This is a genomic window from Pseudoxanthomonas putridarboris (genome assembly GCF_038321125.1).
Classification (GTDB): domain Bacteria; phylum Pseudomonadota; class Gammaproteobacteria; order Xanthomonadales; family Xanthomonadaceae; genus Pseudoxanthomonas_A; species Pseudoxanthomonas_A putridarboris.
Genome location: NZ_JBBWWT010000001.1, coordinates 525,397 through 538,194, shown reverse-complemented (window position 1 = coordinate 538,194; position 12,798 = coordinate 525,397). Strand labels below are relative to the sequence as shown.

Below are 12,798 nucleotides of genomic sequence, written 5' to 3'. Positions count from 1 at the left end.
GGGGGAAAGGGAGGCGGCACCGCCGACGGCGCCGGACATCACATTCTGCACGGCGCCGCGGACCGGTGCCATGACGGGATCATCACTTGCGGGCGCCGCGCTCGCGGGCGATCAGCTGGTCGGCGATGCGCAGCATGTCGTCGTAGCCACGGCCGCCGATCACGCGGTACTTGCCGTTGACGATGATGGCGGGCGTGCCGTCCACGCCGGTGGCCAGTACCCATTCGCGGGCCTTGCCCAGGCGCTCGTCCACGTCCGGGCCACGCAGGGCGGCGATGAACCTGTCCCGGTCCACGCCCTGGCTGGCGTAGAAACCGGCGATCTCGTCCGCCGAGGCGTTCTGGATGGGCAGGCTGCCCGTCCTGTGCAGGGCGTCGAACACCGCGCCGTGCGTCTTTTCCTGCACGCCCAGCAGTTGTGCCGCGTAGAAGGCGCGCGCGTAGGGAATCCAGTAGCCGCCGAACGCCGCCGGCACCGGGGTGAAGCGCACGTCGCTCGGCAGCTTCGTCTTCCACTGGGCGATGACAGGTTCCAGGTTCGCGCAGTGGATGCAGGTGTAGCCGAAGACTTCCACCACCTCCACCTTGCCGTCGAGCGGGGCGAACGGCTTGCCCTCCGGGATCACCAGGTAGTCCTGGCCTTCGACCGGGGCCGGGGCGGGCGTGGCGGCCAGCGCGGTGGCGGGAAGCAGGGCCAGCAGGGTGATCAGCAGCGGCAGCAGTCGCGAGGGCATCGAGCGGGTCTCCGTGGGCGTTTCCGGGACTGGAAAAAGAAACGCCGGCCATGGTGGGGCCGGCGCGATGAACAGGAGCTGTGAACCATGGCCGCGCGGAGGCGGCGGCAGTTCGGGGCCGCTTACTTGGAACCGCCGGCCTTGGCCGCGGCGACGTCGTCCGCGCGGTCGTGCAGGCCCTGCAGGTAGCTGGCCAGCGCCTGGATTTCCTGCTCGGTCAGCGGCGCGGCCACCTGCGCCATGATGTTGTGCAGGGACGGGTCCTTCAGCGTGGTGGTGCCGGCCTTGTATTCCTGCAGGCGGCGCACGGTGTAGTCCTGCATCTGGCCGCCGATGTGCGGATAGGCCGGGCCCGGGTTGCCGGCGCCGGTCGGGCCGTGGCACGCCATGCAGGCGGGGATGCCGCGCGAAGCGTCGCCGGCGCGGTAGATCTGCTGGCCCACTTCGTAAAACTTCATGTCCTTGTATGGGCCGTCGGCCACGACGCTGTCGTCGGCCAGGCCGGCGCCGGCCTTCTGGGTCGCGAAGTAGGCGCCCACGTCGCGCATGTCCTGCGCGCTGAGGGTCTGGGCGAACGGGGCCATCACCGCGGCCAGGCCGGTATTGCGCTCGCCGGAGGCGAACAGCGCCAGCTGGTGGGCCACGTAGCGCTCGCTCTGGCCGGCGATGCGCGGGTACTGCGGATCGGTCGGGTTGCCGTCGACGCCATGGCAGGCGGCGCAGGCCGCGGCCTTGGCCTGGCCGGCCTCGGCATCGCCCCAGGTGGTCTTGGCGAGGTCGATGTCCAACGGCGCGGTTTCCACCGGCGCATTGTCCGGCACCGGAACCACCGTGGTCTGGGCAAAGGCGACTGCGCCCACGGCCACGATGGCCAGTCCGGCAAGTCCCATAACGCGAGCGTGGCGCATGCTAAAGCTCCGAAAACCTTGACTGATGCGGTCCGTTGGATGACCGCGAAACCCGCGAATTATCGTCGCGAGGGGCCTGCGCGGTCAATTCAGCGGGCTTGCGCCATGCCCGCGGGGCCGGCCCGTGCCATGCTACCGCCATGTCGAACCCCCTGAATTCCGCCAGCTACCTGCTTTCCGCCCATACGCCGCGCCAGTTGCCGGACGACGGCGGGTTCGAGGTCGCCTTCGCCGGCCGTTCCAACGCCGGCAAGTCCAGCGCACTCAACGCGCTGGTCAACCACAACCGCCTGGCCCGGGTGTCCAAGACGCCCGGCCGCACCCAGCAGCTGGTGTTCTTCCAGGTGCAGCCCGACCGCTACCTGGTGGACCTGCCCGGCTACGGCTACGCCAAGGTGCCGCAGGACCTGCAGGCCCACTGGCAGGCCTTCATCGACCGCTACTTCCGTACCCGCGAGGCGTTGCGGGGGCTGGTGGTGGTGATGGACATCCGCCACCCGCTGAAGGACTACGACCGGCAGATGCTGGGCTACGCCGTGCAGCGCGGATTGCCGGCCCACGCGCTGCTGACCAAGGCCGACAAGCTGGGCCGCGGGCAACAGGGCAATGCGCTGCAGGCGGTGAAGAAGGAGCTGTTCTCCGCCTTCGGCGACACCGTTGGCGTGCAGACCTTCTCGGCCGAGTCCAAGCAGGGCGTGGAGGACGCGCGCAAGGTCGTGGCCGACTGGCTGGAATTGTAGGAGCGCCCCAAACTGTAGGAGCGCCCCATGGGCGCGAGTTTTTTCTGGTAGGCCAGCATTGCGCAAAAAAGCTCGCGCCCATAGGGCGCTCCTACCAGAGCGGGGGGCGGTCCGGCTATATCGCGACGTTGAACAGCCGGCCGACCAGCATGGCGGCGACCATCGCCAGCGCCCCCCAGAATCCGACCCGGATCGCGCCCCGCAGCATGGGGGCCCCGCCGGCGCGCGCGGCCAGTCCGCCGGACACCAGCAGGCCGAGCAGGGTGCTGGCGATGGTGACCGGCGCCACCTGGCCGGCCGGGGCCAGCAGGGTCGAGGCGATCGGCAGGGCCGCACCGGCGGTGAACGCGCCGGCCGACGCCAGCGCGGCCTGTACCGGGCGGGCGCGCAGCGTTTCGGTGATGCCGAGTTCGTCGCGCGCATGCGCGGCCAGCGCATCGTGTGCGGTGAGCTGCTCGGCCACCTGCTGCGCCAGCGTGGGTTCCAGTCCGCGCTTCACGTAGATGTTGGCCAGTTCGGCCAGTTCGCTGGCCGGGTCCTCGCGCAGTTCGTGCTTCTCGGTGGCGATGTCGGCGGCCTCGGTATCGGCCTGCGACTGCACGGACACGTATTCGCCGGCCGCCATCGACATGGCGCCGGCCACGACGCCGGCGATACCGGTCAGCAGGATGGTGGCGTGCGATGCGCCGCTGGCCGCGACACCCACCACGATGCCCGCCACCGAGACGATGCCGTCGTTGGCGCCGAGCACGGCCGCGCGCAGCCAGCCGACGCGGTCGCTGCGGTGCCGTTCGGGATGGCGGCTGAGAGAGCCTAAGGGGTGCCGTGTCATCGCAGGCAGGGTAGTCAAGCGTCGGCGGGCAGTCGAGTGCCGCCCGCTTCGAGCATCGGCAATCGCGGAACACAGAAGCGATGGTGCGGCAATGATGATGCGCACCCGGTCACGTTATAGTGCCGGCCTTGCGATGCGGGGCATTGCCCCGACATTGCGCTTTCCCCTTGCGCGAGCCCTGCCCTTGTCCAGTCCCAGCCACGTTGCCGACACGCTCATCACCGATCGCGCGCAGTTGGTGCAGTACATCGCCTCGGGCGAGAAGCCGGCGCAGGACTGGCGGATCGGCACGGAGCACGAGAAATTCGGCTTCCGCCTGGACGATCTGCGTCCGCCGCCGTTCGATGGCGAGCGCGGCATCGAGGCCCTGCTGAAAGGATTGACCCGTTTCGGCTGGGAGGCCATCGAGGAGAAGGGCCGCGTGATCGCGTTGTCCAAGGACGGCGCCTCGGTCACCCTGGAGCCGGCCGGCCAGTTGGAGCTTTCCGGCGCCGCGCTGGAGAACATCCACCAGACCTGCGTGGAAGTCGGCAGCCATCTGAAGGAAGTGAAGCAGGTGGCCGACGAACTGCGGCTCGGGTTCCTGGGCATGGGCTTCCAGCCCAAGTGGCGGCGCGACGAGATGCCGTGGATGCCCAAGGGCCGCTACCAGATCATGAAGTCGTACATGCCAAAGGTCGGGAAGTTGGGCCTGGACATGATGACGCGCACCTGCACGGTGCAGGTCAACCTGGACTACGCCACCGAAGCGGACATGGTGAAGAAGTTCCGCGTATCGCTGGCGTTGCAGCCCATCGCCACCGCGCTGTTCGCCGATTCGCCGTTCACCGAGGGCCAGCCCAACGGTTACCTGAGCTATCGCTCGCACATCTGGACCGACACCGATCCGGACCGCACCGGCATGCTCGACTTCGTGTTCGAGGACGGCTTCGGCTACGAGCGCTACGTCGATTACCTGCTCGACGTGCCGATGTACTTCAGCTACCGCGACGGCATCTACCACGACGCCAGCGGGCAGAGCTTCCGCGATTTCCTGCAGGGCGGGCTGCCGGTGCTGCCCGGCAAGCTGCCGACGCTGGCCGACTGGTCCGACCACATGACCACCGCCTTCCCGGAAGTGCGGATGAAGAAGTTCCTGGAGATGCGCGGCGCCGACGGCGGCCCCTGGAACCGCCTGTGCGCGCTGCCGGCGTTCTGGGTGGGGCTGCTGTACGACGACGCGGCGCTGGATGCCGCGTGGGACCTTGTGAGGGACTTCACGTTGGAAGAACGCCACGCCCTGCGCGACGGCGTGCCCAGGCACGCCCTGCGGCTGCCCTTCCGCGACGGCACCGTGCGCGACCTGGCGGCCGAAGCGGTGAAGATCGCCATCGGTGGCCTCAAGCGCCGCGCCCGCCTCAACGGCGACGGCATGGACGAGACCGGCTTCCTGGATGCGCTGGTCGAGATCGTCGAAGCCAACGAAACCCCCGCCGAGCGCAAGCTGGCCCTGTTCCATGGCGAGTGGAACGGCGACATCGACCGCGTGTTCCGCGAATTCGCGTATTGAGGGGTTCCATTTTCCGGGAACGGCATCGCGAGTGCCGTGCGCTGAAGAACCCGGCTCTTGTGGGAGCGACGCGAGTCGCGACAGGACCAAGGTAATGCCCCGTCGCGACTCGCGTCGCTCCCACGATCCGCTCCGGGATATATACTATACCCCAGTATTGGATAAAGGCCGGTCCGCCATGCCCCACACCGCCCATGAGAAGAAGCGCGTGCTGACGCGCGTGCGCCGCATCAAGGGGCAGGCCGAGGCGCTGGAGCGCGCGCTGGAGGCCGGTGCCGACTGCGGCGCGGTGCTGCAGCAGATCGCCGCCATCCGCGGCGCCGTCAACGGGCTGATGTCCGAAGTGATGGAAGCGCACATCCGCGAGGAGTTCGGCCAGCCGGCGCGCACCGATGCGCAGCGGCGGGCGCGGGTGAAGGAAATGGCCGGGCTGGTCCGTTCCTATCTCAAATAGTCCGTGTGGACGCTGCCGTCCACCCTTTCCCATTCGCATCACTGCAGGAGTACCGCCATGAAATCACGCGCCGCCGTCGCCTTCGCCGCGGGCGAACCTCTGAAGATCGTCGAGATCGACGTCGAGCCGCCGCGCAAGGGCGAGGTGCTGGTCAGGATCACCCACACCGGCGTCTGCCACACCGATGCCTTTACGCTGTCGGGCGACGATCCGGAGGGCCTGTTCCCGGCCGTGCTGGGGCACGAGGGTGCGGGCGTGGTGGTCGAAGTCGGCGAGGGCGTGACGAGCGTGAAGCCCGGCGACCACGTGATCCCGCTGTATACCGCAGAGTGCCGCGAGTGCGAGTTCTGCAAGTCCGGCAAGACCAACCTGTGCGTGGCGGTGCGCGCGACGCAGGGCAAGGGCGTGATGCCGGATGGCACCACGCGTTTCTCCTACGAAGGTCAGCCGATCCATCACTACATGGGCTGCTCGACCTTCAGCGAGTACACGGTTGTGGCGGAAGTGTCGCTGGCGAAGATCAATCCCGAGGCGAACCCGGAGCACGTCTGCCTGCTCGGTTGCGGCGTCACCACCGGCATCGGTGCCGTGCACAACACCGCCAAGGTGCAGCCGGGCGATTCGGTCGCGGTATTCGGCCTGGGCGGGATCGGCCTGGCGGTGATCCAGGGCGCGCGCCAGGCCAGGGCTGGTCGCATCATCGCCATCGACACCAACCCGGCCAAGTTCGAGATGGCGAAGCAATTCGGCGCAACCGATTGCGTCAATCCCAAGGACCACGACAAGCCGATCCAGCAGGTGATCGTGGAGATGACCGGCTGGGGCGTGGACCACTCGTTCGAGTGCATCGGCAACGTCAACGTCATGCGCGCCGCGCTGGAGTGCGCGCACCGCGGCTGGGGCCAGTCGGTGATCATCGGCGTGGCCGGCGCCGGGCAGGAAATCTCCACGCGGCCGTTCCAGTTGGTGACGGGCCGCAAGTGGATGGGCACCGCCTTCGGCGGCGTGAAGGGCCGCTCGCAGCTGCCGGGCATGGTCGAGGACGCGATGAAGGGCGAGATCGAACTGGCGCCGTTCGTGACCCACACCATGCCGCTGGACGAGATCAACGACGCCTTCGACCTGATGCACGAGGGCAAGTCGATCCGGTCGGTGGTGCATTACTGATCAATGATCTTCCCTTCTCCCGCTTGCGGGAGAAGGGGGCGCGAAGCGCCGGATGAGGGCGCTCCGGAGGCGCGGTAGCCCTGCTCGTCGTTGCCCTCACCCCAGCCCTCTCCCGCAAGCGGGAGAGGGGGCAGAATCAAAGGAGTGCTTCATGGAACGCATCGAACACCGCGCCTGCTTCGGCGGCTGGCAGGACGTGTACCGGCACGAGTCGGCAGTGCTGGGTTGCACGATGGACGTCGCCGTCTACCTGCCGCCGCAGGCGGAGAAGGAAAGGCTGCCGGTACTGTACTGGCTTTCCGGCCTGACCTGCACCGAGCAGAACTTCATCACCAAGGCCGGCGCGCAGCGCTACGCGGCCGAGCACGGCGTGGTCGTCGTCGCGCCGGACACCAGCCCGCGCGGCGACGGCGTGGCCGATGCGGACGGCTACGACCTGGGCAAGGGCGCGGGCTTCTACGTCAACGCCACGCAGGCGCCATGGTCGTCGCACTACCGCATGTACGACTACATCGAGTCGGAACTGCCGGCGCTGGTCGAAGCGAACTTCCCGGTCACGGATGCGCGCGCGATCAGCGGCCACTCGATGGGCGGGCATGGCGCGCTGGTCGTGGCATTGAAGAATCCAGGCCGCTACCGCAGCGTGTCGGCGTTCTCGCCGATCGTCGCGCCTTCGCAGGTGCCGTGGGGCGAGAAAGCGTTCACCGCGTATCTCGGCGACGATCGCGAGGCATGGAAACAATACGATGCCGTCGAACTGGTGAAGGGTGCGCAGGAAAAGCTGCCGCTGCTGATCGACCAGGGCGACGCCGACGAATTCCTGCACACGCAGTTGAAGCCGCAACTGCTGCGCGAGGCCTGCGAGGCCGCGGGTCATCCGCTGACCCTGCGCCTGCAGCCCGGCTACGACCACAGCTATTACTTCATCGCCAGCTTCATCGGCGAGCACATCGCGCACCATGCAAGGGCGTTGAAACCGTAGCGTGGTCCTGGCCATGACGCTCTTGGTTGTAGGAGCGGCCTGGGCCGCGATGCTTTTTGCCGGATGCGCAGGGAGAAAGGCATCGCGCCCAAGGGCGCTCCTACAGGGTCAATGCGAAATCGGTGAAGGCGAAGCGGCCGTCGCGCAGTTCGGTATCGCCCTTCGCCAGGTCCAGCGGTGCGTCGAACATCGGCCCGGCGCGGACGCAGGTGTGGAACTCGCCGTTCTCGCCGCACGGGTCCACGCGGGCGGGCAGTTCGTCGAGCAGCGCGGCATCGAAGCCGCGCCCGGCAAAACGGGCATCGAGTTGCTGCATGTCCACGCAGCAGACGTCGGCGCGCAGTCCGTCGCGGATCATTTCCCGCGCCAATGACGCCGTGTCCAGGCCGAACAACGGTGTGATCGCCCGCCAGCCGATGCGTGCGCAATTGGCTTCGCGCCAGGCGCGGATGTCTTCCAGGAACAGGTCGCCGAACGCGACCGTGCGCAGGTCCGGCCAGCGTGCCGCCGCTTCCGCAAGCGCGGATGCCATCGCCCGCTCATAGTCGTCGTTGCCGCAGTGTGCGGGAATCATCGCCTCGATCAGCGGCAGTTCCGCCGCCCGCGCCTGCGCGTGCAGCACCGTGCGGCGGATGCCCTGCATCGAAACGCGGTCGTACTCCCGCGTCACCGTGGTCAGCAGTCCCACCACCTCCACGTCATCGCGCTGCCTCAGCGCATGCAGCGTCCACGCGGCGTCCTTGCCGCCGCTCCACGACAGCAGCACGGGCATGCGATGGCTCATCAGGCGGCCGCGGGCAGGTCGCGCCGGGGCCGCGCTTCACGCAGCCGACACATCGCGCAACTCCCAGCCCTGGCCGGCCAGCAAACGCAGCCGGTGCTTCAGCACCTGGCCGGGGATCGACGAGGTGGCCACCAGCATGATGCGCAGGTCGTCCTGCTGCCCGGAGACGGTGGCGCCGGCGTCCACCACGCTCAGGCCGGGATCGACTTCGTCCGGTTCGTCCTGGCTGTCGCGCCAGCGGTCGAACAGGGTGCTGGTGCGCAGTGCGTTCTGCAGCTGGGCAGCGAACTCGTCGGCGCCATTGGCGTTGAAACTGAAAGCCGGATCCCCGCCGCGTGCGCGGCCGGGATCCGGCAGGCTGATGTAGTAACGGACCGCCATGGCACCCTCGGCTCTGTTCAGGCCGATAGATTATCCGGGGCGCGTTAGGCCGTCGTTATGCCGCCTTGAACGGTGCCGGGGGGCCGGCGAACGCGACCACCACCGCGCCCTTGCCCACGTTGACCATGCCGGTCAGGCTCATCACGCTTTCGAACACCTCGACCTTGTTGTTCTCGCAGATGTCGCGCAGGCGCTGGTAGCCGGGCAGCGCGCGCATCTCCGACAGTTCGCCGCCGTAACTCAGGCACAGGGTGGGCGTCATCAATCCGGCGATCACGCGGCCGCCGGCGAACTTGAACATCTGTTCCACCGCATTGTCGAAGCCCTTGATCTTGGCCACCGGCTCGGTGTTGCCGGCGTGACCGTACAGCACCGGCTTGATGTCCAGCGCACTGCCCAGCGCGGCGCTCAGCAGTCCCACGCTGCGGTCGCCCTTGGTGCGGGCGCGGGCGCGCAGGTAGTACAGGTCGCGCGGGATCATGTAGCCGTGCGTGTTGTTGGCCAGTTCCTCCAGGCGCACGCGGATCTGCTGCACGCTGGCGCCGGCCTCGCGCATGCGCACCGCTTCCACCGCGGTGACGCCCTGCGCCGCGAACAGGTTCTGCGTGTCGATCACCCGCAACGCGAACGGCGAATTGTGGCCGGCCGCCTGCCGCACCGGCTTGTAGTCGTTGAGGATGGCGAAACTGGCCTGCATCGCGTTCTCGTGGATCGGGCTGCGCGTCCTGGTGATGGTCATGCAGAAGACGTGGTCGTAGTCGATCACCAGCTGGCCCAGGAACAGGTCGCGGATCTGGTTGACGGTGAACGGCGTGGTCTCCGCCTCGTGGCCGCGTTCGGCCACGTGCGCGTGCAGGAAGCTCAGCGTGGCCTGCTCGTCGCGGTGGTCGGCCAGCACGGCCTCGCCGATCCGCACCGTGATCGGCAGGATGACGATGTTGTGTTGTTGCAGATATTCCAGCGGCAAATCGCACGCCGAATCGACGACTATTCCAATGCGCATCTCAGCCCCTCCCGGCATCCGTCGCACTTAATCGTGCAAAGCTAGCCGACAAAGGCGTCCGCCGTTGCCGTGGATGCTCAGGACTGTGCGGCAAATCACATTAGTGGAACTGACGCACACTGCTCGTGCGGTCTGTGTTGCGTTTTTGTTGCGCCATACATCATCCATTAAATGCGACACCGATCACATAAATTCATTCCGCAGGCTTGCCCGATGGCCCTGGCGGCCCGACACTCCGCCCGAACGCAAGGGGCAACATGAAACAGGGGTGGTGGTCGCTACTGCTGCTTCTGGCCCTGCTGCCGGCGGCGCAAGCGCACGAGGGGAACATTGCGCGGATCGACCGCATCCAGCCGATGACGCTGGAACAGCAGGCCGGACAGCGCGCCGGACTTTTCTCCGAACGCCGGTTCGATGCCGACGGCGGCGAGGTCGCGCGCGTGGTTGGCAACGGCGAGTGGCGCCTGCAACCGGTGGCCGGCATCGACGAGCCGCTGCTGGTCGTCTACCACCCGTACAGCGCGCGCGTGACCGTGCTGGACCGGCCCGGCGGCACGCCGCGCGTGCAGGACCTGTTCGCCCGGAACCTGGACCCGCAATACCTGCGGCGCGCGCTGGTGTTCCCGCTGTCAGGCGACGGACCGGTCTACGTGAGGGTGGAAGGCGCGCGCTACCCGCTGCATGTCGCGGTCGAGCCGCGCGCCGCGCACATCGCCGACGATCTCAACCACCTGCGTCGCCTGCTGCCCGCGCTGGGCGTGGTGCTGGGGGTCTCGCTGGCGGTGCTGCTGTTCTGGGCCATGCTGCGCGACCGCGTCTACCTGCTGTACGCCGCTACCATGCTGCTGCAGTTGCTGTACATGCTGTGCTCGTATGGCGAAGCCTATTCGCTGCCGTATCTGCGCGGCCTGGCGCGGTTCGGCGCGCCCGGCATCTGGGCCATCGGCACGCTGGCGAGCATCTCGCTGGTCTACCTGTGGCAGGACTACGCCGGCCTGCGCCGCGCCACGCCGCGGCCCAGCCAGTGGCTGCGGGCGGTCGGCGTCCATGCCAGCGTGCTGATGCTGCTCGTGCTGGCGCTGCCGTGGCCGGCGGACAAGACGTGGTATCCCGACCTCGCCAACGGCCTGTTCCTGCTCACCAATGTCCTGGCCATCGCGACGCTGGCGCTGGCGTGGTCGCGCGGACACCGGCACGCGGGCTACGTGCTGATCGCGTGGGTGCCGCTGGTGGTCTTCACCCTGTGGCGCGCCGTCCGCTTCAGCGGCGGCGAGCGCGTGGACTCCTGGCTGGACTACGGCCTGCCGCTGGTGCACGCTTTCAATGCGGTGGTGCTGGCGCTGGGCCTGGCCGACCGCATGCTGACCTTCCGCCGCGAGCGCGACAGCGCCAAGGAACACGCCGAGCGCGACGTGCTGACCGGCGTGCTGAACCGAGGCGGCATCGAGCACCGGCTGGACTGGGCGGTGATCGAGATGCAGCGCGAACGGATCCCGGTGTCGCTGCTGTTCATCGACCTGGACCACTTCAAGAAGATCAACGACCGCCACGGCCATGCGCTGGGCGATGCCTGCCTGCGCGCGGTGACGCGCGTGGTCAGCGAGGAATTCCAGTACGGCGACCAGCTGGGCCGGCTGGGCGGCGAGGAATTCGTGCTGGTGCTGGCCGGCGCCGACCAGGCCAGCGCCCTGCAGATCGCCGAACGCGTGCGCGCCCGCATCCAGCGCGGTTGCGCCGTGGTGGACGGCATCGTGGTGGACGTCACCGCCAGCATCGGCGTGGCGCAGGGCGTGCCGGGCGACAGCGTCGCATCGCTGATCGCGCGCGCGGACCAGGCCATGTACGTGGCCAAGCGCGCCGGCGGCAACCGGGTGATGCCGCATGGCGCGGCATCGCCCGGCATCGCGGAAAGAACGGAGGCGCCCGAAGGCGCCCCCGTGGACTGACGCGGACCGCGTGGCGGCTTACTTCGTGTACGCGCGCGGCAGGGCGCCGGCATCGCGCAGGTAGCGGTCGCGCAACTCGGTCTGGCGCGAGCGCATCGGCATCGCGCGTCCACCCAGCCACACCTGCTCGGCGGTGTTGGCCACGTCCAGCGGATCGCCGCTCCACAGCACCAGGTCGGCCAGCTTGCCCGGGGCGATGGTGCCCACGCGATCGGCCACGCCGAACGCTTCCGCCGGCACCCGGGTCAGGCCGGCCAGGCCGTCTTCCCACGGCAGGCCGTTGACCACCGCGTTGCCGGCCAACTGGCGGATCTTGCGCGCGTTGTGCGAGGAATCGCCGGCCTGGTGGAAGCCCACCGGCACGCCCGCCGCGCGCAGCCTGGCCGCGTTCTCCAGCGTGGTGCCGATCTGGTCGAAGTCGGACGGCAGGGCGGCCAGCGCATCCACGAACACCGGCACCCGGGCCTGCGCCAGTTGCGGCGCCAGCTTCCACGCTTCCGCGCCGCCGGCGATGGCGATGCGCACCTGCTCGCGCTGCGACCAGCGCAGCAACTGGCGGATGTCGGCGGCGCGGTTCACCGCCACCACGATGCGCCCGTTGCCCGCCAGGTAGCGCGCCAGCGTGGCCCGGCCGGCCGGCGTCAGCAGCGCGTGCGGCGAATCGGCCGGCACGCGGCCGCGCGCCTCGGCGACCATCTGGTCCAGCAACATCCACTGCGCCGCGCGCGAATTGCCGCTCAGGCCCAGCGCACCGCTGCCCAGCCGCACGAACAACGCCTTCGGCCCGATCGGGTCGGCGCTGCCGTCCAGTCGCACCACGCCGCCCTGGCCGGCGATGAAGGAGCCACCGGTGGTCGCGCCCAGCAGGGTGAAGCCGATGCCTTCCACGCGTGCCACCGGGACCAGCACCGAGGCGGGGTTGTAGGCCAGCGTCACGTCGAACTCCGGCCGCATCGGCTGGTTCGCCAGCGTCACCGCGGCATCGTCGGTGGACGACTCGCCGGACACTTCCTCGATGCCGATCTCGGTGATGCCGCCGAACAGCGCCGGCGTCAGCGCCTTGCCTTCCGCATCCACCACGCTGGCGCCCGCGGGAGCGGCCAGGCCGTTGCCCACCGACTGGATCACGCCGTTGCGCACCAGCACGTCGGCATTCCGCAGCGTGCCCTGCGCGCCGGCCGTGTGCACGGTGGCGTTGCGGATGAGGACGTCCTGTGCGAGCGCGGTGGAAGCAACCAGCATGCAAGCAATCAGTGCCGCCGCCTTGGCCGTCATCCCGGCGAACGCCGGGACCCAGTGCCTTTGCTGTGAATGCGTGG

Annotated in this window: 13 protein-coding genes; 6 read left to right on the top strand and 7 right to left on the bottom strand. The window is 68.7% G+C overall.

From position 1 onward, the window contains the following. Positions 1-82: 82 nt before the first annotated feature. Both AAD027_RS02395 and AAD027_RS02390 read right to left on the bottom strand, forming a co-directional pair. The gene (locus AAD027_RS02395) at positions 83-733 is read right to left on the bottom strand and encodes a thiol:disulfide interchange protein DsbA/DsbL (RefSeq protein ID WP_341724406.1); all 651 of its coding nucleotides are present in this window, start codon (positions 731-733) and stop codon (positions 83-85) included. A 122-nt stretch (positions 734-855) separates the two neighbouring features. Then, positions 856-1,641 carry a c-type cytochrome gene (locus tag AAD027_RS02390; protein ID WP_341724405.1) on the bottom strand — a complete coding sequence of 262 codons (786 nt, stop codon included), beginning with the start codon at positions 1,639-1,641 and terminating at the stop codon, positions 856-858. Positions 1,642-1,781: 140 nt separating this feature from the next. Here AAD027_RS02390 and yihA point away from each other — a divergent pair, with 140 nt between their 5' ends. Continuing rightward, positions 1,782-2,381 (top strand): ribosome biogenesis GTP-binding protein YihA/YsxC, encoded by a 600-nt coding sequence (yihA, locus tag AAD027_RS02385; RefSeq protein ID WP_341724404.1) that lies wholly within the window; start codon positions 1,782-1,784, stop codon positions 2,379-2,381. Positions 2,382-2,496: 115 nt separating this feature from the next. Here yihA and AAD027_RS02380 read toward each other — a convergent pair whose 3' ends face one another. Continuing rightward, positions 2,497-3,213, bottom strand: a complete 717-nt coding sequence (locus AAD027_RS02380) for a VIT1/CCC1 transporter family protein (protein ID WP_341724732.1) — start codon at positions 3,211-3,213, stop codon at positions 2,497-2,499. 184 nt (positions 3,214-3,397) lie between these two features. Between AAD027_RS02380 and AAD027_RS02375 the strand changes: the two genes are divergently transcribed. The 4 genes from AAD027_RS02375 (at position 3,398) to fghA (ending at position 7,365) form a co-directional block, all read left to right on the top strand. Further along, a complete protein-coding gene (locus tag AAD027_RS02375; protein ID WP_341724403.1) occupies positions 3,398-4,762 on the top strand; it encodes a glutamate--cysteine ligase in 1,365 nt (454 codons plus the stop codon). Positions 4,763-4,940: 178 nt separating this feature from the next. Beyond that, positions 4,941-5,216, top strand: coding sequence for a metal/formaldehyde-sensitive transcriptional repressor (locus tag AAD027_RS02370; RefSeq protein ID WP_341724402.1), 276 nt, complete (start codon positions 4,941-4,943; stop codon positions 5,214-5,216). Between the two features lie 57 nt (positions 5,217-5,273). Continuing rightward, complete coding sequence (locus tag AAD027_RS02365) at positions 5,274-6,383, top strand: S-(hydroxymethyl)glutathione dehydrogenase/class III alcohol dehydrogenase (protein WP_341724401.1); 1,110 nt, start codon at positions 5,274-5,276, stop codon at positions 6,381-6,383. Positions 6,384-6,534: 151 nt separating this feature from the next. Next, a complete protein-coding gene (gene fghA, locus AAD027_RS02360) occupies positions 6,535-7,365 on the top strand; it encodes an S-formylglutathione hydrolase (RefSeq protein WP_341724400.1) in 831 nt (276 codons plus the stop codon). Positions 7,366-7,465: 100 nt separating this feature from the next. On the opposite strand, the gene AAD027_RS02355 is transcribed toward fghA, so the two are convergent. Genes AAD027_RS02355 through AAD027_RS02345 form a run of 3 tightly spaced genes read right to left on the bottom strand, consistent with a single transcriptional unit; the run spans position 7,466 to position 9,533 of the window. Further along, positions 7,466-8,137: a Dph6-related ATP pyrophosphatase gene (locus tag AAD027_RS02355; protein ID WP_341724399.1), complete on the bottom strand. Its 672-nt coding sequence runs from the start codon at positions 8,135-8,137 to the stop codon at positions 7,466-7,468. 48 nt (positions 8,138-8,185) lie between these two features. Beyond that, a complete protein-coding gene (locus AAD027_RS02350) occupies positions 8,186-8,530 on the bottom strand; it encodes a hypothetical protein (RefSeq protein WP_341724398.1) in 345 nt (114 codons plus the stop codon). A 55-nt stretch (positions 8,531-8,585) separates the two neighbouring features. Beyond that, on the bottom strand, positions 8,586-9,533 hold the full coding sequence (locus tag AAD027_RS02345) for a DegV family protein (RefSeq protein WP_341724397.1): 948 nt from the start codon (positions 9,531-9,533) through the stop codon (positions 8,586-8,588). A gap of 257 nt (positions 9,534-9,790) precedes the next feature. Between AAD027_RS02345 and AAD027_RS02340 the strand changes: the two genes are divergently transcribed. Next, a complete protein-coding gene (locus AAD027_RS02340; protein ID WP_341724396.1) occupies positions 9,791-11,479 on the top strand; it encodes a sensor domain-containing diguanylate cyclase in 1,689 nt (562 codons plus the stop codon). Positions 11,480-11,497: 18 nt separating this feature from the next. Here the strand turns inward: AAD027_RS02340 and AAD027_RS02335 are convergent, their stop codons facing one another. Continuing rightward, positions 11,498-12,754 carry an amidohydrolase family protein gene (locus AAD027_RS02335; protein WP_341724395.1) on the bottom strand — a complete coding sequence of 419 codons (1,257 nt, stop codon included), beginning with the start codon at positions 12,752-12,754 and terminating at the stop codon, positions 11,498-11,500. Between the last annotated feature and the right edge of the window lie 44 nt (positions 12,755-12,798).

What these genes read in the sequence shown, in the direction of transcription:
- AAD027_RS02395 (WP_341724406.1), bottom strand. Translation starts at nt 733, where the DNA reads ATGCCCTCGCGACTGCTGCCGCTGCTGATCACCCTGCTGGCCCTGCTT.
- AAD027_RS02390 (WP_341724405.1), bottom strand. Translation starts at nt 1,641, where the DNA reads ATGCGCCACGCTCGCGTTATGGGACTTGCCGGACTGGCCATCGTGGCC.
- yihA (WP_341724404.1), top strand. Translation starts at nt 1,782, where the DNA reads ATGTCGAACCCCCTGAATTCCGCCAGCTACCTGCTTTCCGCCCATACG.
- AAD027_RS02380 (WP_341724732.1), bottom strand. Translation starts at nt 3,213, where the DNA reads ATGACACGGCACCCCTTAGGCTCTCTCAGCCGCCATCCCGAACGGCAC.
- AAD027_RS02370 (WP_341724402.1), top strand. Translation starts at nt 4,941, where the DNA reads ATGCCCCACACCGCCCATGAGAAGAAGCGCGTGCTGACGCGCGTGCGC.
- AAD027_RS02365 (WP_341724401.1), top strand. Translation starts at nt 5,274, where the DNA reads ATGAAATCACGCGCCGCCGTCGCCTTCGCCGCGGGCGAACCTCTGAAG.
- fghA (WP_341724400.1), top strand. Translation starts at nt 6,535, where the DNA reads ATGGAACGCATCGAACACCGCGCCTGCTTCGGCGGCTGGCAGGACGTG.
- AAD027_RS02355 (WP_341724399.1), bottom strand. Translation starts at nt 8,137, where the DNA reads ATGCCCGTGCTGCTGTCGTGGAGCGGCGGCAAGGACGCCGCGTGGACG.
- AAD027_RS02350 (WP_341724398.1), bottom strand. Translation starts at nt 8,530, where the DNA reads ATGGCGGTCCGTTACTACATCAGCCTGCCGGATCCCGGCCGCGCACGC.
- AAD027_RS02345 (WP_341724397.1), bottom strand. Translation starts at nt 9,533, where the DNA reads ATGCGCATTGGAATAGTCGTCGATTCGGCGTGCGATTTGCCGCTGGAA.
- AAD027_RS02340 (WP_341724396.1), top strand. Translation starts at nt 9,791, where the DNA reads ATGAAACAGGGGTGGTGGTCGCTACTGCTGCTTCTGGCCCTGCTGCCG.
- AAD027_RS02335 (WP_341724395.1), bottom strand. Translation starts at nt 12,754, where the DNA reads ATGACGGCCAAGGCGGCGGCACTGATTGCTTGCATGCTGGTTGCTTCC.